This window comes from Caballeronia humi (assembly GCF_001544475.1).
Lineage (GTDB): Bacteria > Pseudomonadota > Gammaproteobacteria > Burkholderiales > Burkholderiaceae > Caballeronia > Caballeronia humi.
This window is the reverse complement of sequence record NZ_FCNW02000032.1, coordinates 53,547-74,300: the sequence shown is the minus strand read 5'-3', so window position 1 is coordinate 74,300 and position 20,754 is coordinate 53,547. Positions and strand designations below refer to the sequence as shown.

Here is a 20,754-nt window from a genome sequence, read left to right as displayed (position 1 = left end):
TCCGGTGTACTGCGAGTTGCCACAGTGGGTCCGCGAGCCAAGCCCGGTTCCACCGTGAGGGCGACACTTACTCTCCAGCGCCAATCCCAATCAAACGCTAGTGATGGATTGATTAGCACTGGCGGTTGAAAGCTGCTTTCTTTGCTTACTTTCTTTGCAGCAGCAAAGAAAGTGAGTCCCGCCCCGGACAGGGGCAGAGCTAATAAACCGTAAAGAAACCAAGTTCCATCGAAGCGCATCAACATCAAACGGTTTAAACAACCTCAGCCCCGACCCCACCCCCACCCCCAAGCGCCAGCGGCCACTTAAGTGCAGCCTCCCGCAACTGGGTAGAAAAACCCTGCGCCGTGTTCTGTTCGACGAGGGGCTGCCATCCCTCCGTGAGGTTGTCAGGAAGCGGCGCGAATACCGACGGGTCCGGGAGCAGTCCGTCCGCGCTCAAACTCGTGCGTCCCGGCCGGCCGAAAATCCACGCGCGGTCGAAGGCGCTCTCCCGCTGGCTCGCGCGCACCGCCCGGCCGACGAACTCGCCGGGGACGAAGCCCAAACCGACGCCGACGGGCGCATCGACATGGCCAGGATCGAGCGGCCAGCCGATCTGGCTGCCGTCGGCTTCGCGGCTCGACGCCAGCGCCTGCAATGCGTCCTGCTCCACCTCGGGCGTGACATACACGACCGGGTCGAGCGCAGGGATCAGCGGCCCGGCCTGCGCCGTGGAAGTTTCGGTGCCGAGGAAGTACTCGCCGCCGGGCGGCGGAATATAGGGCGTGGCGATGTCGAGCGTGATGACGAGTTGCGCCTGATCGGTCGCGCCCGCGTCATCGCGCACGGTGTAGGTGAACGGGTCCTGCAGCACCTGGCCGAGTCCGGCCGCCGCCAGCACCTGCGGATTGGACAGGTCGATCTGGTAGGTATAGCTGCCGTCGGGGTTGAGCGTCAGCGTGCCGTAGCGTCCGGTGAGCGCCTGCCCGGGCGTGCCCGCCGTGCCGGTGCCCGCTTCCTCGCCCGTGCGCACGCCGGCCACGGTCAGATGATCGTTGCCGTCGACGTCGGTGTCATTCGCGAGCACGTTGCCCGCTGCCTGCGGCGCGGACGTCTGGTCGGTCGCGACGTTGCCGTCGTCGCGTGCGACGGGCGTGTCGTCCGCGCCTCGAATCTGGATCGTCAGCGATGCCGTGGCTTGCGCGCCCGCCGCATCACGCATGCGATAGACGAACACCTCCGTGAGCGTGTCGTCGCGTGTGCGCAGCGCCTGCACGGCGGCGTTGGCGTTATCGACCACGTAGTCGTAGGTGCCGTCCGCGTTGAGTGTGAGACGCCCGTAGTTCCCGGCAAGCCCGGCGCCCGCCACAGCCAAGCCGCCCGCTTCGTTCGATACTTCAACCACCTGCTTCGTCTCGCCGTTCGCGATGCTGTCGACATCGGTGTCGTTGGCGAGCACGTTGCCTCGCGCGTCCTGACCCGGCGTGCCGTTGTTCACGCCGCCCGCTTCGATCGCGGTTGCTGCGTCGCTGTTCGCGACCGGCGTGTCGTTCTGTCCTTCGATCGTGATGCGCAGTTCGGCGGTGCCGCGTGCATCGAAGACATCGGCGAGCGTGTATGTGAAGACGTCCTGCAGCGTCTGGCCGCTTGTGCGCAGCGCCTGGACAGCCGGTAAAGCGTTGTCGACGACATAGTTCCATGTGCCGTCGGCGTTCAGCGTCAGGTCGCCGTAGGTGCCGCGCAACACGCTCCCGACCGCGCCGACCGTATCGCCCGGAGCCGCCGCCGGGGCACCTGTGCGGACGGCCGCGACGTGAAGCGCGTCGCCTTCGGCGTCGGTATCGTTGGCAAGCACGCTGCCCGACGGGTTCACGCCCGGCGCCGCATTGCCGATGCCGCCCGCCTCGACGGCGACCGCCGCGTCGGGTGCTCCAACCGGCGCCTCGTTGCGACCGCGCACGACGACGGTAAGCGTCGCCGTCGTGCTCAGGCCGCCCTCGTCGGTCACCTGGTACGTGAACACGTCGTTCACCGTCTGCAAGGGGCCGAGCGCGATGAGTGTCGGGTTGGCCGCGTCAACGCGATAGATGTAGCTGCCGTTGGCGCCGATCACGAGGTCACCGAACTGGCCTTGCAAGAGCCTGCCGTCGACGCTGGTGCTACCGCCCACGACACTCAGCAGCGGTCCGCCAGCGCTCGCCGGGCCGACCCGGGCGCCAGTTCCGTCCAGCAGGTCGCCGGCATCGACGTCAGTGTCGTTCGTCAGCACGTTGCCGGTCGGGTTGACGCTGCCGCGCACGCCATTGTTCGCGACAGCGATCGCGAAGTCGTCGCGCGCGACCGGCGTGTCCCACGCGCCCTGGATCTGCACGTTCAGTTGCGCGACGTCGGTCGCGCCTGCCGCGTCGTGCATCCGGTAGCTGAACACATCGACGAGGCTCGCTCCCGGCGTGAGCCGTTGCACGGCGGGCAGCGTGTTGTCGACGGTGTAGGCGTAGCTGCCGTTGGGGGAAATCGTGAGCGTGCCGTAGACGCCTGCGATCGACGTCGTCGCGGTGATCGGCGCGAATGTCGTGGCCGTCGCCTCGCCGCCGTTCTGGATGCCGTCGATCGTTTTCGTGTCGGCGGCATCGACGTCGGTGTCGTTCGTTAGAAGGTTTGCGCTCGGGTTGACGCCCGGCGTGCCGTTGTTGACACCGCCCGCTTCGACCGCCGTCGCCTGATCGTTTTGCGCGACCGGCGCATCGTTGCGGCCCGAGATGACGATGTCGAGCTCGGCCTGATCGGTGGCGCCGTGCGTATCGGCGATCGTGTAGGTGAAGCGTTCGACGAGCTGATCTGTCGGCAACCGCAACGCCTGCACGGCGGCGCTCGCGTTGTTCACGACATAGCGGTAGCCGCCGTTCGCGTTGAGCGTCAGCGTGCCGAAGAGCCCCTGCAACGGCTGGCCGAGCGTGCCCGTCGCGCCGCTGCCCGCTTCGGCGCCGGTGCGGACGGCGTTCACCGTGAGCGCGTCGCGATCGATGTCGGTATCGTTCGTCAGGACGCTGCCCACGGGATTCAAGCCCGCCGTGGCGTTGTCCACGCCGCCGGCCTCGATCGCCAGCGCCGTATCGTTACGCGCCACCGGCGGATCGTTCACGCCGGTGACGGTAATCACGAGTTGTGCGCGGTCCGTCAGGCCACTGCTGTCGGTGATCTGGTACGTGAACGTTTCGCTTAGCGTCGCGCCCGGGGCCAACGCGCGGACTAACAGGTTGTTGCTGTCCACGTCATAGGTATAGCTGCCATTCGCGCCGATGTGCAGCGTGCCGAAGCTGCCCGCCAACGTAGCGCCGTTGAGCGAAGTCGTCCCGGCCGCGACCGCTCCGAGCACTCCGCCCGCGCTTTCGAGGCCCGTGCGCACGCCATTCACCGTCAACAGCGTATTGGGCTGACCGGTGTGATCGACATCCGTATCGATGCCGTTGCCGCCCGGCTGTGTCACCGTGCCGGGACGGCTCGCGACGGTGATCACGTTGCCGCTCGGGTTGACCGGATTCACTCCGAGCGCTGCCGACCCCGCGATCGCCGTCGCCTGGTCATCGCTCGCGACGGGATTGTCGTTGCTGCCGTGAATCTGGATCTGCACTTCGGCCAGATCGCTCAGGCCGCCGGCATCGGTGATGCGGTACGTGAAGGTATCGATGAGCGGCGCATCGGTCGGGACGAGTTGCTGCACCGCCGCGTTGTTGTTGTCGACGACATAGCGGTACGTGCCGTCCGCGCCGATCGTGAGCGTGCCGAACGCGCCCGCGATCGACGTGCCCGTGGCGCTCGTCGTGCCCGCCGCGACCTGCGCGAGCGGACTGTTCACGACGCTTTCCGGCTGGTTCGTGATGCCCGTGACCTGCTTCGTTTCGCCGTTGGCCACGCTGTCCACGTCGGTGTCGTTCGTGAGCACGGCGCCCGTGGCATTGCTGCCCGCCGTGCCATTGAACACGCCGCCCGCTTCCGTTGCCGAGCCTACGTCGTTCACGCCGACCGGGGAATCGTTCGCGCCGTGGATCGTGAGCGTGAGCGCGCCGGTCGCAGCCGCGTTGGACGTATCGAAGACGCGGTACGTGAACTGCTCCGTCAGCGTCTGGCCCGACTGGCGCAACGCCTGCACGGCGGCGTTGCTGTTGTCGACCGTGTACTGATACGCGCCGTTCGCGCCGATGGTGAGCGTGCCGTAGACGCCTGCGATCGTATTCGAGCCGATACCCGGCAAGTTGACCGTCGCGCCGTTCTGATTGGCCGCCGATACGACGCGCAGCGCGTCGCCATTAGTGGCGATATCGACGTCGGTGTCGTTCGCGAGCACGTTGCCGATCGGGTTCACGCCCGCCAGTGCGTTCGCGGTGCCGCCGGCTTCCGTCGCGCTCGCCGCATCGCCGACGGCGACCGGCGCGTCGTTCACCGCGACGACGACGATCGGCAAAGTGCTCTGCACAGCGAGCGCATCGGTCAGTTCGCCGGGGATGCCGTTACCGTCGCGATCGCCGAAGTTGCCGCGGTCGTTCGTGTTGATCGTAAGGGTATCGGTGCCGTTGTAGTTCGCCTGGCCAAGATACAGCAGGTTCGCGAGCGCGGCGTTGAGGCTCGTGAGGTTGCCGGTGAGCGTCAGGGCGGCCGTGTTCGCGCCCGACTCGGTGACGCCTGCGGGCAGCGCGGAGAGCGATAGCGTGCCGTGCAGCGCGGAGAGCGTCACCTGCATCGTGCCGGCGCCCGCATCGACATCGCTGATGGTGATGCCCGCGACGCTGAACGCGGTGTCTTCGAGCCCCGCCGGCGACGTGGCGGGCAACTGGTTGACCGGCGCGTCGTTCTGCTCGACGTAGCCAGCGTTCGCCGCCGCCGTGCCGCCATCCGCGAGCGTGATGCCGACCGTGCCGAGCGGCGTCACGGTATCGGTATCGATACGGATCGCGAGTGCGCCGACCGGCTGCGGATAGCTCAACGTGCCCGTCGGCGCCTGGATCTGGTACGTGCCGAGCGGCAGCACGCCGAAGTGGTACTGGCCGTTGGCGTCCGTCGTCGTGGTGTAGGCAAGGTTGTCTGCTGTGGTGGCGAGGTTGCCGTCCACGCCCGCCCATGTCAGCGTGACCGGTTGCCCCGCGAGGCCGGGGCCGTCCGGCACGGCGGACGCATTCGCCGATGCCGTGTCGTCCCAGAGCGTACCGGCGATCACGCCGAGTCCCGCGCCCGCCTGACGCACGTACGTGTTCGGGCTCGCGCCGCTGCCGGTGCGTTCGCCGTCGGCGGCGCCCGACGCGCCGACGCCCGAGCCGCCCCACGTCGTGAAGTTGTCGGGAAGGCTCGTCCACGTGAGCGTCGCGTTGGTCGCGGCGATCGGTGCGCTGTCCGGTGCGTTGGCCGAATAGAAGACCGATATCTGGCTGCCCGCGTCGATTCTGTCGAACGTCATTTGCAGCCCGTTCGTCATGTTGACGTTCACGCCGATGCCTGCAAGCTGTGCCGCCGTGAACGACACGCCGTTGATCACGAGATGATCGAACGCGTAGCCGGACGCGGTCGGAAAGCTGTCGGTCAGCACGACGTTATACGCGGGCGATGCGCCGCTCTGCGTGAAGCTGATATCGACATCGGCGGTGCCCACGCCGGGCGTTCCGCTCGCCGGATCGAAGCTGTAGACCTGCTTCGTCATGCCCGTGAAGGACGGCTCGACCACGTCCTCGCGCACCGTCTCGGCGGTCGAGAGGTTCGTCGTGCCGGAACGGTCGACGACGGTCGCAGAGAGCACCGCGCCCGCCGCGTTCGACGCCTGGTTCAGCACGCGCGCGTTGAATTCCAGCGAGATGCCTTCGCGGTCGATGTCGCTGTCCTGATTGACGAGGGTCCCCAGGCGGAACGTGACGACCTGATTACCGCTCGCATCGGTCGAAACCGTTATGTCCGCCGGATTGAACACGCCGGTGGGTGCAGCACCCGAAAGGTCGGGAGGAATCGCTAGCGCCTGGGCGCTTGTCTGGTTGCCGGTCACGTTCAGCACGCCGCCGGTGATCAGGTTCGTGATATCGGTCGACAGGCCGTTGTTCGAGATGAACACGATGCGCGTCGTACCGTCGTTGGTGAACGCGAGACCGTTTTGCAGCGTCACCTGAAGGCTGTAGTCGCTGGTCGTGCCCTCCGAAAGCAGCGCCACCACGCGATAGCGCACCAGTTCGCCAACCGTCACGTTCTCGTCGAGCCCATTGGCGGGCGACGCGGCCGCCGTGTCCGGCAGGCCGCCCACGCGCGACACGAGCACCGCCTGCGCGACCGGCACGGTGAGCGTGGACGTCGCCCGATAGTCATTCAGCACGCCGCTATTGAGCGTGCCGTCGATACCCGTGCGCTCGCCCGCCGGATCGGCGACACCCGCGGCGGTGCCGTCGAGGCTCGTCCATTGCGCGGTCGCGGTGTTGTTGAACGAGATTTCGCTGGCGGCGGCGGGAAGCACGGTGCCCGAGACGCGTAGCGTGATGCTGCCGCCCTTAGCAATGTCGATATTGGCGCCGCTCGCGGTGCGCAACTGGCCGCCCGCCAGTTCGAAGTCCACGCCGCCGTTGTTGGTCGCGCCGCCCTGATACGTCGCGCCGAGGAACGCGACGTTGCCGAGTTCGGCGGGCAGCGCGTCGAGGAAGCCGATGTCGAACGCGTTGAAATCCGTCGCCGCGTTGCCGTTGCGGATCGTGATGTCGTATTCGACCGTGTCGCCCTGATCGACGCCCAGGCCCGGGTTCGTCGCCGTGGTCTGCGTGACGACGAGCGTGGGTTCGCGGATCGTGACGGTGGGCGCCGCGCCGCTCTGCGCGACCGTGCGGTCGACGGCGGCGGCGGCGGCGCCGTTGGGCGTGTCGGCGTCCGGATCGCTGAAGACGAGCTGACCGCTGTTCGCGAGCGTCACGCCGGCCTGATTGCTCGCGACGTCGCTCGCGACCAGCTGCACGCGGATCGCGAACGTGTTGTTTCCCGCGACGTTGTCCGCCGTCGCGCTCGATGCATTGAAAGTCCAGCGCCCGCCGACCAGGCTCGCGACACCGACCGTGCCATTGAAATCCGCGCCGAGCGCGGCGCTGCCCGCGGCGGTCGTGATGAGCTGGAAGCCCTGACCGCCGTTGAAGCTCGTATCGAGTTGCAGGCCCGTCGGAATCAGGTCGTCGAGACGCAGGTTCTGCGTGCTGCCTTCGGGCAGGGTCACGACGATGTCGTACTGCATGCTTTCGCCGATGACGAGGTCGCTGCCTGTGGTGTGCGCCGCGCTGGAGTCGCCGTTGTCGAGCGAACCGCCCGCGTATTGCACGCTGAGTGTCGGCGAGGCGACCTGCTCGTTCGCCGTGTCGGTAATATCGATCGGTGTGAAATCGGTGCCGTTATTCACGCTCGCGTAGTTGCTCAATGTGGCGGTCGTCTGCAGCGTGCTGGCGGCGGGAATCGTCGCGCCGACGATCGTGTCGTACGTGATCACCACGAGGTTCGCGCCACTCGTATCCGCCGCCGTGCCGGTTCGGCCGGGCAAGAGCGTCGCGACGTTGCCGGCGTCGAGGAACGTCACGACGTTGCCCGACACGCTGTAGTCGACACCCGCGACGAGTTGCGTGCCGTCGCCCCGGTAGACGCTCAGGTTCGCTGCCCCAAGGCTTCCGCCTGCGAACTGCAAACCGAGGGGCAACGTGACGCCGGTCGCGACATCGAACGCACCGCCGCCGCCCGTATTTTCGATCGCGGTCGCGAGCCGAAGCGTATCGCCCGCGTCGATGCCGCTGACGTCGCCGTTCACCGCGCCGATATCCGTCACCGTGCCCGCGAACGGCACGCCCGTCGTGCCCGGCGCGCTCCATGTGCCCGTGGTGCCCGTGATCGTCCCTTCGCTGCTCGCGACGACGCCTTGCCGCAACGCCAGCACCGGCTCGGCGACCGACGCGATCACCGCCACGTCGGACGAGACGAGCGGCTGGTGCGCGATCGTCGTGACCTGGCTCGATTGCGCGAGCACGTCGAGCGAGCGTGCATCTGCGTAAGGCTGGTCGCCGACCCGCATCGTGAACTGCACCTGGATCGTGCTGCCACTCGTTGCGCTGGTCGCGAAGCTGCCGAAGTCGAAGACGAGCGAGTTGCCGGCGCCATCGGTGACGCTCAAGGGCGCGGCCGGGTTCGTGTTGCCCGCCCCGAACGACCATTGCCCGACGCCGGTTCCCTGCGTCCACGTCGTGCCGGCCGGGTTAAGAAGCGGCAGCGGCAAATAGGCGGCCAGTTGGAACTGCTCGTAGTCACCCGTCACAAGGTCGTAGCTCATGCTGAACGTGACGATATCGCCCGGGTTCAGCTCGCCGCTCGCGGGCGGCGTCGCGCCGTTCACGCTGACGAGCTGAATATCGACGGTATCGGTTGGAATGGTGCTCACCGTCGCCGATTGATCCGAGACCGCGCCGCCCGTCAGGTTCAGCCGGTCGGCGAGCAGGCTGGCGGTCACCGTCGCGTTGTTGCCGAGCGAATCGCCTTCGTTGATGTCGCTTTGCGTGTAGGCCGTCGTATAGCGCTGGGCGATCACCGCGTTGTAGCCGATCGCGGCTGAGGTCGCGCCTTGCAGCACGTCGTCGAACGCGAGGTCGCCGTTCAGGCCGCCAACCTGTTGCCCGCTGGCATTTCGGATCGACGTGCCGATATCGAACGTGAGTGTCGTCGTACCGTCCGCATTGGGCGTGCTCGTGGCGATGAGCGCGATGGTCTGCGTGACGCCGTTCACCGTGTAAGTGAAGGTCGGTGTGCCGGTCAGTGTCTGGCCGTCGCTCAGGCGGTCGGTGATCACGAACTGGCCCTGGCCAAGCACGGTCTGCCCGGCGGCGAAATAGTCGGAGATGGCGATGTCGAGCGTGTAGGCCAGCGTGTCGCCGGGAGAGAGGCCCACATGTCCGGTATCGGTTTGATCGACCACTTGCTTTTCCAGCGTGACCGATTTCGCGATGAACGTCGTGCCCGTGCCGTCGCCGGTTCCGGAGAACGCTATGGAAGTCGCGGGCGGCGTCAGGTCGCGTGGATCGAGCGGCACCCAGTTGCCGCTTCCGCTCGCGGTGCCGAACGCAATCGTGACCGGGCTGCCGGTGACCGGATCGATAACGGGCTGGCCGGTGGCGTCGGTATCGGGCACGTAGAAACTGACCACCGTGCTTTGCGGCGCAGCGAGCGTGGCGTACGCAATCGAATAGGAGCGGATGAACACGCTGTCGCTATTGATCGCGAGCGCGATCGCCGCGGGATTCGTGATGACGCTGCCGTCCCACAGCGTGAGCGACGTAAGCGTGCCGCCCGCGCCCGGCGTGATCGCGGTGACCTGAACGTTGGCCGGAATGTCCTGCGATACGACGACGTTGCTCAACGTCTGCCCCGGTGCAGGCGATGCGGTCACCGTTTCGGTGTGAACGAAGTTCGGCCCGCTGACCGTCTCGCCTTCGGTCATGTTGACGGACTGTTGCAGCGTAACCACCGTCGGATGCACGGCGAAACCGTGGAACGACGACTCGACGAGCGTCGGGTCGGTCGTAGGGTTATCGAGTTCGTCGTTGCCGAACTGGAACCCCCCGCGCGCCTCTATTGTGAGATCGGGCGTGCCGTTGGAAAACGCGGTATCGGCGAGATTGCTGAGGCGCGCCGTGACCTGCACCGGGATGGCGGGCTGTCCCTGCGACACGCTCGCAAACGGCAATTCCAGCACGACGAGCTGGTCGCCAGCGCGAAGGCCGAAGGTCGCCGCGTTGATGACGAGCGGATTGCCGGTCGCGTCCTTGGCGAGTGGATGTGTGGCGTTGCCGTTGGCGTCGAATGTCAGCGTGACCGCTGTCACGGCCTGGCCCAGATACGAAGCGGAGACGAACGACACGCCGTCGTTGCCGTCCTTGCCCGTGGCGGGCACGAGCAAGTCGATGTAAGGCGCATAGCCGACTTGCGACGATGCATTCGTCAGCGAGACGTCGAACGTGAACTGGTCGCCGAGCAGAACGTCGCTGGTCGCAGCCGAGAGGGTCGTTGTCGGGCTCGCGTCGGCGAGCAGGCCGTCGAAATGGGCCAGCGCCGACGCGCTCAGTGCGATGGGCTTGTCGAGTGTGCCGCTCGTCACTTCGAGCGTCCAGTCGCCCCCATGCGATGCGCTGCCGGTATTGTCGTTGGATGCGCCGACGCTCGCGCCCGTCACACGCGCGAGCGTCTGTACGAGCGCCCTGCCCGCAGTGCCTGCGCCGACGTTGCAGCCGTATAGCTCGATGTCGGCGTCCTTATTCAGGCCGTTGCGCCAGCCGGCGAGCGTTTCGGCCATCTGCGCGATATTGCTGCCGGTGTAAATCTGATTGCCGAGCGTGAATTGGCCGGATGCGCCGTGAGAAAAGATTTGAATCGAATCGGCCTTGCCCATTGTTGCAAGTGCTGCGCTAATCGCTGGTATGGCATTCTGATTTGAATCAATAACCAGGACTCGCGTATTCGCGGGCAATTGCGCGAGTAACGCCTGACTGTTTTCGACACGGCTATCCAGCACGACGAGATTCTGCGCGGGAGCGGGAGGCGCGGGTGCTTTAGGAGGCGGAACGATAACGCGCGATTCGCCGATAGCGGCATGCTCCGCTGCGTTAGAGACGTGCGCGCCATCGCTGTGATGCTGTTGATCAGCCGCGGTGGCGGCGGCGCCATCGAACAGGATTCGCGGCTCCAGCGCCAAAGCATGGCTTCGCGGCCGTAAGCAGCCGGGCGCATTCGCCAAAGGGTGGGTGCTAGACATTTCGTCGACAAACCCTGTAAAGCCCCGATGCGATTGAACTGGTTCGCGGTGCATGCCCTCTTAGTGGCGAGTTCAAAGCAACCCGCTAGCTAAAACCACCTATAGAGGCAAATCTTCCTAAACCAATCGCGACAACCTATCCGAGTATAGCGACCATTTACGTAAATCTGGTAGTTCAACTTTAGCTACAAGGACCTGTTCGGTATCGAGCAGTGAGCGCTAAATTGAACCTTGCTTTCAAGCGAGCGTTTTAATTCAGGTAATCGCAGTCCGACGCATGCTGAATGCTGCGTTGCGCTCCCGTCTGGAGAAGGCACATGGAATCTTTTTATTCCCATGCAGCGCGAATTCTGATATCGGTTGTGAATTCACGATCGCCGCACACGAATTCGCAACGAGAACAATCTTCACGTCAGCCAGTCCTGAAGCAACACTCTTGGGAGCTCGAAGATGAAACGTCATTTGCGGTCCGGGCGGTCGATCAAAGTCATCTCGCTACTCGCGATTTCAACGGCCATTCTCGCGCTCGCCACGCACGGACACGCGCAAACCGATACCCAGCAATCAGGCAAGCCCAACATCGTATTGATCGTCGCCGACGATGTCGGCTGGGGCGATCTCGGTGTCTATGGCGGCGGCGAAGGCCGGGGCATGCCGACCCCGAATCTCGACCGCATGGCGAACGAAGGCATGACCTTCTTCGACTTCTACGCGCAGCCGAGTTGCACACCCGGCCGCGCGGCGATGCAGACGGGCCGCAATCCGAATCGCAGCGGCATGACGACGGTGTCGTTCCAGGGCGAGGGCGGCGGACTTCCAGCAGCGGAGTGGACGCTTGCGTCGGTGCTCAAGCTCGCGAACTACAAGACCTACTTCATCGGCAAGTGGCACCTCGGAGAATCCGATTACGCGCTGCCCAACGCGCAGGGTTACGACGACATGAAGTATGTGGGCCTCTATCACCTGAACGCGTACACGTATGCCGATCCGAAGTGGTTCCCGGACATGGACCCTAAGCAACGCGAGATGTTCGCACGAGTCACGAAGGGCATGCTGTCGGGTAAAGCAGGCGAAAAAGCACACGAAGAGTTCAAGATCAACGGGCAGTATGAAAACGATCCGGCCAACAGGATCGTCGGCATTCCCTTCGTGGATCGGTACATCGAGAAGGGATCGCTCGATGACATCGACGAGGCAGCGCAAAGCGGCAAGCCGTTCTTTCTCAACGTCAACTTCATGAAGGTGCATCAGCCGAACCTGCCGGACCCGGACTACATCGGCAAGTCGCTTTCGAAGAGCAAATACGCCGACTCGATGGTCGAACTCGATGCGCGCGTCGGCCGCCTGATGGACAAGCTGCGCGAAAAGGGCCTCGACAAGAACACGCTCGTCATCTTCACCACCGACAACGGCGCGTGGCAAGACGTGTATCCGGATGCCGGATACACGCCGTTCCGCGGCACGAAGGGCACCGACCGTGAAGGCGGAACTCGCGCGCCGGCCATCGCGTGGTGGCCTGGAAAGATCGCGCCCAACACCCGGAATTTCGACATCGTGGGCGGCCTCGATCTGATGGCGACGTTCGCCAAGGTGGCGGGTGTCGCACTGCCGAAGAACGATCGCGAAGGCAAGCCGATCATCTTCGACAGTTACGACATGACGCCGATCCTGTTCGGCACCGGCAAGTCCGAGCGCACGGCGTGGTTTTATTTCACCGAGAACGAGTTGACGCCGGGTGCCGTGCGTCTCGGACACTACAAGGCGGTGTTCAACCTTCGCGGCGATGGCGGTGCGCTGACCGGCGGCCTGGCCGCCGATACCAACCTGGGCTGGAAGGGCCCGGAAAAATACGTCGCGACGGTCCCGCAAATTTTCGATCTGTATCAGGATCCGCAGGAACGCTACGACCTTTTCATGAACAACTACACGGAACGTACCTGGACGATGCCAGCGTTTTCTGGCGCGCTCAAGGATCTGATGAAGACCTACATCAAGTACCCGCCGCGCAAGTTGCAAAGCGCTTCGTACTCCGGGCCGATCACGATCACGCAATACCAGCAGCTCGAATATTTGCGTAAGTCGCTGGAGAAGGAAGGCTTCAACATCCCGATGCCGACGGGGAATTAGTCGCTCTCTTTGAATGTCGGCGGCTGAATCAAGCCGCCGCGCGAACCCGCTCCACTTCGGTGGATGGCACATCGCCGCGCTCGCTCAACAGCGTGAAGTCGAAATCGATCAGCGCGAAGTTGCCTTGCACGCCATACGGCTCGCCTTCCGCGCCCTCCGCCTTCTTCACTTCCGGCACGAGCCCGTCGCGCGTGGCGAACGCGAAGTCGTCCCACAGATACGGATCACCGTCGATGTTGATCTGCGTCGTAAGCTTGCGATAACCCGGAGCGGACACGAAGAAGTGAATATGCGCCGGACGGTGGCCGTGGCGGCCCAGTTGTTCGAGCAACTGCTGAGTCTTGCCGCCGGGCGGAACGCTATAGCCCACCGGCACGACGCTCGTGAACGCATAGTTGCCGCCGGCATCGGTGCGAATGGAGCGGCGCAGATTGAACGCGGCCTGCGACTTGTCGAAGTGCGAGTAATTGCCGAGATGGTTCGCGTGCCACACTTCGACGAGCGCATTCGCGAGCGGCTCGCCGTTCTCGCTCAACACGCGGCCGCGCATCACGAGCGTTTCGCCGGGGCTCGTGCCGTCGTCCAGACGCGCATGGCCTACTGACTCTGGCGCACCCGCCACATAAAGCGGCCCTTCGATCGTGCGCGGCGTGCCGCCTTCGAGACCAGCCTGCGCTTCCTTCTCGTCCAGACGTGCATCGAGGAAATGTTCGAAGCCGAGCCCCGCGGCGAGCAGCCCGAACTCGCCGCTCAGCCCCGTCTCGCCGAGATAGTTCAGCGCCGTCCAGAACTCGCCGGGCGTCACGTCGAGGTCTTCGATCGTGTGGAAGAGATCGCGCACGATGCGGTTCACGATTGTCTTCGTGCGCGCGTTGCCTTCGCTCGTAGCGCTGCCGTTGATTTTTTGCAGCAGCGCGTCGATGACTTCCTTGTTCATGCTGGTGTCTCCGTTGTGTTTTGCGGGGACGGTCTCAGCGTAGAAGCCCTATACGTCCCTGCGTTTCGACAAAATTAACGGAGCCACCCTTATCGGTCAAATCAATCATATATGGCGTCATGCATACATCGAACTGATCGATGCACGAGCGGCAGCACAAGCGAAAAAACCCTGCAAACGATGATCGTTTGCAGGGTTGCGGCCCTCGGTAAACACGCTCAGAAGTTGTGCCGGATTCCCAGTGTCACGGACACTTGCCGGTCGTTATTGGAATTGGGCAGATTGGGAATCTGCGCATAGTTGACCGACGCGCCCGTCACGGGATCGATACCGAGACCGGCTCCGGTCGCTTTCTGCAGGATCGCGACGCCGTACAACGCGGTGCGCTTGGACAACGCGTAGTTCGCGCCTAGGTTCACCTGGTGGAAGCGCGTCGACGAACCGCCATCCACCTTCGCGACGTTGTAGATGTACGCGAGTCCCAGTTGCAGGAACGGCGTCGCCGCATAGGTAAGGTTCGCTTCGCCGATGTCAAACGCGATGTTGCGGCCCTGCGGGTTGGCGCTGTCGGCGAAATACTGGCTGTGCTCCAGCTTCGTATGCGTGTAGGTCAGTGCGATCGTTGCGGGCCCGATGACATACGATGCGCCTGCGCCATACGCCTTCAGCGCTTCTGCGTTCTGCAACTGGCAATAAAGCGCCGACGGATTCGAACAGGCGAAGTCGCCGATATAACCCGCCGAGCCGCCGAGTGCAGCATCGAGCGGGTTGTGCAGGTTCAGGTAGCCCGCGCTGATCGAAAACGGCTCACGCGCGTAGGTGGCCGCGAACGCGTAGCCGCGGCGTTGAGCGAAGTCGCCCGCAACGCCGCCGAGGCTGTACGTGCCGCCTACGGAGAAGCCGTTCCAGTCGGGGCTCGTGTACTTGATCGCGTTGTTGAAGTTGAACGCTTCGTTCAGGTTGTCGACGTCGCCCAGGTGCGAGCCATAGAGTGTCGCCCAGTTGTTGCTCGACACATACGGCCCGAGGAAGTCCGAATACGAATCGTATTGCCGGCCCAGCGACAACGTGCCGAAGCCCTCTTGAGCCAGCCCGACCCATGCCTGACGATTGAACAGCGATCCGCCTTGCACAAAGTTTCCGCTGCCCGTATAGAAGCTGTTCTCGAGCATGAACTTCGCCTGCAAGCCGCCGCCGAGATCTTCAATACCCATCAAACCGTATCGCGACGGCACGAGGTTGCCGCCCGAGAACGCAAAGTTGTGCCCAGAGCCAACGCTGCCATCGGCCTGCGTGATCTGCTGATTGCTCGTGTACGTGATGCCTGCGTCGACGGTGCCATAGAGCGTCACCGAGCTTTGCGCCCACGCGCTCGAACACGCGGCGAGCGCGCCCGCAGCCGCCAGCGAGCGCTTGAATGTCTTCCGGGTCATTCGTGCGCCCTCACGCATGATTGATGAGCACCGACTTCGTCTCGGTGTACATGTCGATCACGGCACGTCCCAGCTCGCGGCCGAAGCCCGACTGCTTGAAGCCGCCGAAGGGCATCGCGTTGTCGAGCAGCGAATGGCAATTCACCCATACCGTGCCCGCCTTGATGCGCGGAATGAGGTTGTGGATCGCCGACAAATCGTTCGACCAGATGCTTGCGCCGAGACCATACGGCGAATCGTTCGCTTGCGTGACCACGGTGTCGATATCCTTGAACGGCATCGCGACCAGCACCGGCCCGAAGATTTCTTCGCGCACCACGCGCATCGAATGATCGGTATCGACGAGCACCGTCGGTTTGACGAAGAAGCCCTTGCCATCCTTGCGCGCTCCGCCCGCAATCGCACGAGCACCTTCGTCGCGGCCTGCTTCGATATAGCCGAGCACGCGATCCATCTGGCGCGCCGAGACAAGCGGGCCGATCTGCGTAGCCGCATCGAGACCAGGGCCCATCGGCAGCGCATCGGCGATTGTCGCGACGCGCTCCATTACGCGGTCGAACACTTTCTCATGCACGTAGACGCGCGAGCCCGCCGTGCACACCTGCCCCGAGTTGAAGAAGATCGCATTAGCCACGCCTTCGGCGGCCTTGTCGATGTCCACATCCGGCAGCACGATCACCGGCGACTTGCCGCCCAGCTCGAGCGACATGCGCGTCATGTTGTCGAGCGCCGCGTGACCGATGGCCTTGCCCGTTTGCGTCGAGCCCGTGAACGCGATCTTGTCGATGCCGGGATGCCGCGCAAGCGCAGCGCCCGCGCTACGGCCGAGCCCTGTTATGACATTGACGACGCCCTTCGACAAGCCGGCTTCGTCGAGCAGCATCGCGAGCCTCAACGCGGAGAGCGGCGTGTCCTCGGCGGGTTTCAGCACCACCGTGCAGCCCGTCGCAAGCGCGGGCGCGAGCTTCCACGACGCCATCAGCAACGGGAAATTCCACGGAATGATCGCGCCCACTACGCCGACCGCTTCCTTGCGCGTGTAGCCAAAAAACGTGTTGGAGGGGCTATACGGAATCGCGGGATCGAGCGTGCTGCCCTCGATCTTCGTCGCCCAGCCCGCCATGTAGCGGAAACACTGCGCGGCCATCGACACATCGAGCCCTTGCGCGACCGTGACGGGCTTGCCGTTGTCGAGCGATTCGATCTCCGCCAATTCGCGCGCATTCGCTTCGATGAGTTCGGCGGCGCGCAAGAGGATACGCTCGCGATCGGTCGGCTTCATGCGCGACCAGTCGGAATCGTCGAAAGCGCGGCGCGCGGCGCGCACGGCGAGGTCCACGTCCTCCTCGTCGGCGCTCGGCACGCGTGCAAGCAAAGTGCCGTCGGCGGGATTGATCACATCGAGCGTCGCGCCTTTAGCGTTAGCGCGCCATTGTCCGTCGATGAACATGCGCTTGTCCGATGCAAGGAACGCGCGCGTCGAATCGAGCATCGCAAGATGCTGGCTGTTATCCGTCATGGTGTCTCCTGGTCCTAGTAGTGTTCGGGAACGGCGTTCACGCCGTTCTCTTGTAGTTGCCTGATGAGCTTTGCGCGCACGCGTGCAACGTCGGTCAGCGCGGGCCGCCGGTGCGCGGCGATTTCATCGGCCGTATAGGGTGCGAGCGACGCAGGGCGCGACTGCGGGTTCATCGTGCCGAGCACCCAGTTGAGGACATTCGCGAGTTCCGCGTCGCTCAACGCGGAATTCGATGCACCCGGCACGCGCATGACGAAGTCGCGCCCGTCTTTCAGCGACACGAAATGGCCGAGCGAATCGCGCAAGGGCGGTACCTTGCCCGGAATGCCGGAACCGTCCGCTGTGTGACAGCCCATGCAATTGAGCACCCATGCCTGGCGTGCGCGCGCTTCGTCGTAGCTTTGCGCATGGCTCCACGTCGCCGCGCACGAAAGCATCGCGGTGCTCACCGCGAACCGCAACGCACGTCGCTTCATAGCCCGAGACCTCTAATCACGGCATCGCGCTGCTTATACACCGCGGACGCATCCAGCGTACTTGCTCGCAATGCCTGGATTTCGGCGGCATCGAATGGCTTGGCCGAGCCGTGCTGCGCGTTCACGTCGAACACGACGTAGTTCAGCACGTCGGCGATCTCTGCATCAGTTAGCGCGCCGAAGCCCGGCATCTTGAAGTTGTAGGTTTTGTCCTTGACTTTGATCGGACCGAACATGCCGTAGAGCACGGTGTGTCCCAATTGCGCGCGCCCTTCCTTCGAATCCGCATACTTGCCCGGATATTCGACGAGCGGCGGCGCGAGGCCGTCCATGCCCTTGCCGCCCGCCTGATGGCAGACCGCGCACTTGCCGTCGAAAGTGGCCTTGCCGCCGGGGAACTGGACGGTTTGCGGCAAGGCGAGTTGTGAGGCCGTCGCGAGCGCGACCGCCATCATCAATGGCCGAAGGTTCTTCATTGCGTCGCCGCTCCCAGCAATACCGACACCGAGCAGTGATAGTTCGAGTTGCCGTTGGCCATGCACCAGTTGATGTCGTTGTCGAGCGAGAGCTTGTAGAGCGGCTTCTCTCGTTCGTTGCGGTTACAGAAGCAGCGGCCGCAACTCGTCTTGCCGCAGCAGTCGTTGTACGACACGATGTAATCCGAGCCATCGTGCGGATTGCGGCACGTGCCGATCCACGTGATAGGCGACGGCGTCGTACCCGGCGGGCAACTGCTCGACGTGCCACCGCAGCAGCTGCAAAGCCAGCCATCGATCGCGCAGTACTTCCAGTAGTCGCAGCTCATTGGATCGTCGTTCAACGCGCTTGCGGGCTTTTTCGGCTCGGCTGCATTGGCCGTGCGATCGACCGGCAGAAGCGGCAGCATCGCGGAGCCGACGAGTGCCTTGCCAAGCTTCGCCATCGCGCCGCGCCGCGAACTGCGTTGCGCGACGCCCCGCGCGGAGTGCTCAAAGAATGAATCCAGCCATTTCATGGACGCTCACCTGTTCGATTGAATGATTGTTGTGCCGCTTCAGGCGTGCTGCCCGGCATGCGCTTCGTGGCCTTCGTGATGGTCATGATGTTCGTGGTGGTCCTGCTTTCCGTGCACGAACTCCTGCAACGAAGCGACGCCACGCTCCTTCGCTTCAAACAGACTTTCCAGATGCTCACGCGTATTGACGAGACCCTTTGCGCGCACCTTGCCTTCGTCGTCGAGCAGTACCGCGTAAGGCAGCTTGCCGATCTGATAGGTGAGCCCCAGTTCCTGCGACAGCACATACGGATACCTGGAGAGACCCGTCTTGCGATAGAACGCCGCGTGTTCGGTGATGTCGCCATCGCTTGCAAGCACGATGTCGGTCGCGTTTTCGCGCGCCTGGATTGAAGGGAGAAGCGGCAGCAGCTTCTTGCAGACGGGGCACGTCGGCGAGAGGAAGAACACCAGCGTGTTGCGTTTTTGCGCGGAGAGACCGCCGACTTTCACCGGACGTTCCGCGATGTCCAGCAATTCGAACGTCGGTGCGATCGTGCCGACAGCCGGGCCTTTATCGATCATCAGCGCGCCCGCGGGCATCATGCGTTCGTAGAGAATCCCGACTTGGCGAACGAGAGCGAGACAGATCGCGCCGAGCGCGAGAAGTGCGGCCCACGAGAGCGCGGCCGAAATCATCAGGGTGGTTTGCATCATGAATTCCTCAGAGAATCAAGCTTGGGAAGATTGACAAGCAGCACGTCGAGCGTGAACCACGCAGCGACGGCGAAGAGCGTGCAGGCGCCTGCACTGACGTAGTCGAACCAGACGAGCGAGCGGCCCGTCGATGGCATCAGGGTGCTTGCCACGAGCAACGCGAGCACCGCCGCGCGACCCGCGTGCCACCAGCCGATAGACTTGGGCGCGGTCTTGTCAGCCTGAGAGGCGAAGAGTCCCGAGCAACCGCAATCGATATCGGTATGCCCGCGCCATACGTTGATCGCGAGCGCCAACGCAAAGCCGCTGAAGACCACGATCAACATGCAGGCGCTCGGCGTGCGCGTACCGGCGAACAAGAGGCCGATGGCGCCCGCCGCTTCGAGCACCGGCAACAGGTAAGACAGAGGCGCGACTGCAAATGAAGGCAGCAGCGCAAACGCCTCCAGCGACTCGCGAAAGCGCGACGGCTCACGCCATTTCGGCGCCGCGCTCGACAGCGCGATGATCGCCGCGAGCGCGATGCACACCATGAGAACAACAGGATCGATCATGGCGTCACCTCAGGGATTGACGATCAGCGTGGACGTGGTGCCTAACTGCTTGCTCACGTGACGCAACTTGCCGGTGGCCGCATCCATCACGACGAGATCCGAAGTCGGCGTGAGGCCGTAGAGCAACGGCTTTTCGTCCGCGCTGACTTCGATAGAGAGAAACGGATCGATCTTCTGCTTGGCGAGCTTCCAGCGCGCAACGCGCTTCTTGCTCTCGGTATCGAAGACCCAGATCTCGGTGGCGGGGTCCTTGTGCGAACCGTCCGCGCCCTGATGCATCGCCACATACAGACGATGGTTCTTCGCGTGCAGTGCCGTTTGCTGCAAGCCGCCCGGACGCCAGCCCGCCTTGCGATCGGCCGCGCCGACCAACGACCAGGACTCACCGAAGACCGCCTTGTCGCCGGAGAAATCAGCGCTGCGAACGTTACCGTTGAACGTGGTGAACACGTAGCCCTGGCCGTTGCGTACGCCGTTGACGAAGGCCGGGTCGTGATCGACATCGATGAAGGCTTCGGACAATTGGCGGCTCGCTTCCTTGCCAGCTGTATCGAGCTTCACGGTCAATGCCTTGCCGCTTTCGCAGAGCGACGTGAACCGGTCGTTGCCGCTCGGGTACGCGAGCACGCAGGCGTCCGTGTCGATTTCGCTGAGGACTTTCTTCGTCGCCGTGTCGATCACCGTGACCGAGGTCGAAGGCGTGATGTTCGATACGTAGAGGCGGCTGCCATCGACGGAAAGCGTCGTGTTGTAGGGCGTCGGCACGGCTTGCGCGTGCTTGGGCGGAATCACGATTTCGCCGGTGACGTCGAGCGTCGTGTTGTCGATGATCTCGACCACGTCGGTGCGCTCGCCGTGTCCGCCGCGCGCGAAGTATGTCGTCGCCACGTAGCTGGTCTTGTGATCCGGCGACACGGCGAAGCCCGGCGCGAAGCCCGCATCGATCTGGCCCAGGAAACGTCCGGCGTCCGCATCGAACACGTGAACGCGCGCATCGGTCATGCTGCCGAACGAGACGTCCGTCACGAAAACGCGATGCGGGCTGTACGCGGGCAGCTTCGCTATGGTGAGTTCTTCCGGCTTTTCCGCGGCGATCGCTTGCGATTGGCTCGCGAGCAATCCGTACGTCAAGGCCAATATCGCGGCCGCCGTCGCAGCGGCCCTCCGTCGATGCTTCATGTGTGCTCCTCCTCGTTTATCGTCGAACCGACTCTAAAGAGGTCAATAAAAAAGAGCACTTCGGA

At 64.0% G+C, this 20,754-nt stretch carries 11 protein-coding genes; 1 reads left to right on the top strand and 10 read right to left on the bottom strand.

All coding sequences use genetic code 11. The features are described 5' to 3' along the window. Positions 1-253: 253 nt before the first annotated feature. Positions 254-10,534, bottom strand: a complete 10,281-nt coding sequence (locus AWB65_RS23910; protein ID WP_235007734.1) for a cadherin-like domain-containing protein — start codon at positions 10,532-10,534, stop codon at positions 254-256. A gap of 690 nt (positions 10,535-11,224) precedes the next feature. On the opposite strand from AWB65_RS23910, the gene AWB65_RS23905 reads away from it, so the two are divergent. Then, entirely contained in the window at positions 11,225-12,901 is a 1,677-nt protein-coding gene (locus AWB65_RS23905) for an arylsulfatase (protein ID WP_087669501.1), read from the top strand. A gap of 28 nt (positions 12,902-12,929) precedes the next feature. Here the strand turns inward: AWB65_RS23905 and catA are convergent, their stop codons facing one another. The 9 genes from catA to AWB65_RS23860 all read right to left on the bottom strand — a co-directional run bounded on the left by catA (position 12,930) and on the right by AWB65_RS23860 (position 20,689). Further along, positions 12,930-13,838 (bottom strand): catechol 1,2-dioxygenase, encoded by a 909-nt coding sequence (gene catA, locus AWB65_RS23900; RefSeq protein WP_087669500.1) that lies wholly within the window; start codon positions 13,836-13,838, stop codon positions 12,930-12,932. 218 nt (positions 13,839-14,056) lie between these two features. Next, a complete protein-coding gene (locus tag AWB65_RS23895) occupies positions 14,057-15,271 on the bottom strand; it encodes a porin (RefSeq protein ID WP_087669499.1) in 1,215 nt (404 codons plus the stop codon). 10 nt (positions 15,272-15,281) lie between these two features. Next, positions 15,282-16,790: an aldehyde dehydrogenase family protein gene (locus tag AWB65_RS23890; protein ID WP_087669498.1), complete on the bottom strand. Its 1,509-nt coding sequence runs from the start codon at positions 16,788-16,790 to the stop codon at positions 15,282-15,284. 14 nt (positions 16,791-16,804) lie between these two features. After that, a complete protein-coding gene (locus AWB65_RS23885; protein WP_087669497.1) occupies positions 16,805-17,266 on the bottom strand; it encodes a c-type cytochrome in 462 nt (153 codons plus the stop codon). Beyond that, positions 17,263-17,742 carry a c-type cytochrome gene (locus AWB65_RS23880; protein WP_087669496.1) on the bottom strand — a complete coding sequence of 160 codons (480 nt, stop codon included), beginning with the start codon at positions 17,740-17,742 and terminating at the stop codon, positions 17,263-17,265. Before AWB65_RS23880 ends, AWB65_RS23885 begins: the two co-directional genes overlap by 4 nt. Beyond that, positions 17,739-18,260, bottom strand: coding sequence for a methylamine dehydrogenase light chain (locus tag AWB65_RS23875; RefSeq protein ID WP_087669495.1), 522 nt, complete (start codon positions 18,258-18,260; stop codon positions 17,739-17,741). The genes AWB65_RS23880 and AWB65_RS23875 overlap by 4 nt, the downstream gene beginning before the upstream one ends. 39 nt (positions 18,261-18,299) lie before the next feature. Beyond that, a complete protein-coding gene (mauD, locus tag AWB65_RS23870; RefSeq protein WP_087669494.1) occupies positions 18,300-18,956 on the bottom strand; it encodes a methylamine dehydrogenase accessory protein MauD in 657 nt (218 codons plus the stop codon). Further along, positions 18,953-19,510 carry a MauE/DoxX family redox-associated membrane protein gene (locus tag AWB65_RS23865; protein WP_087669493.1) on the bottom strand — a complete coding sequence of 186 codons (558 nt, stop codon included), beginning with the start codon at positions 19,508-19,510 and terminating at the stop codon, positions 18,953-18,955. Before AWB65_RS23865 ends, mauD begins: the two co-directional genes overlap by 4 nt. Positions 19,511-19,519: 9 nt before the next feature. Continuing rightward, positions 19,520-20,689, bottom strand: coding sequence for an amine dehydrogenase large subunit (locus AWB65_RS23860; protein WP_087669492.1), 1,170 nt, complete (start codon positions 20,687-20,689; stop codon positions 19,520-19,522). Positions 20,690-20,754: the final 65 nt, after the last annotated feature.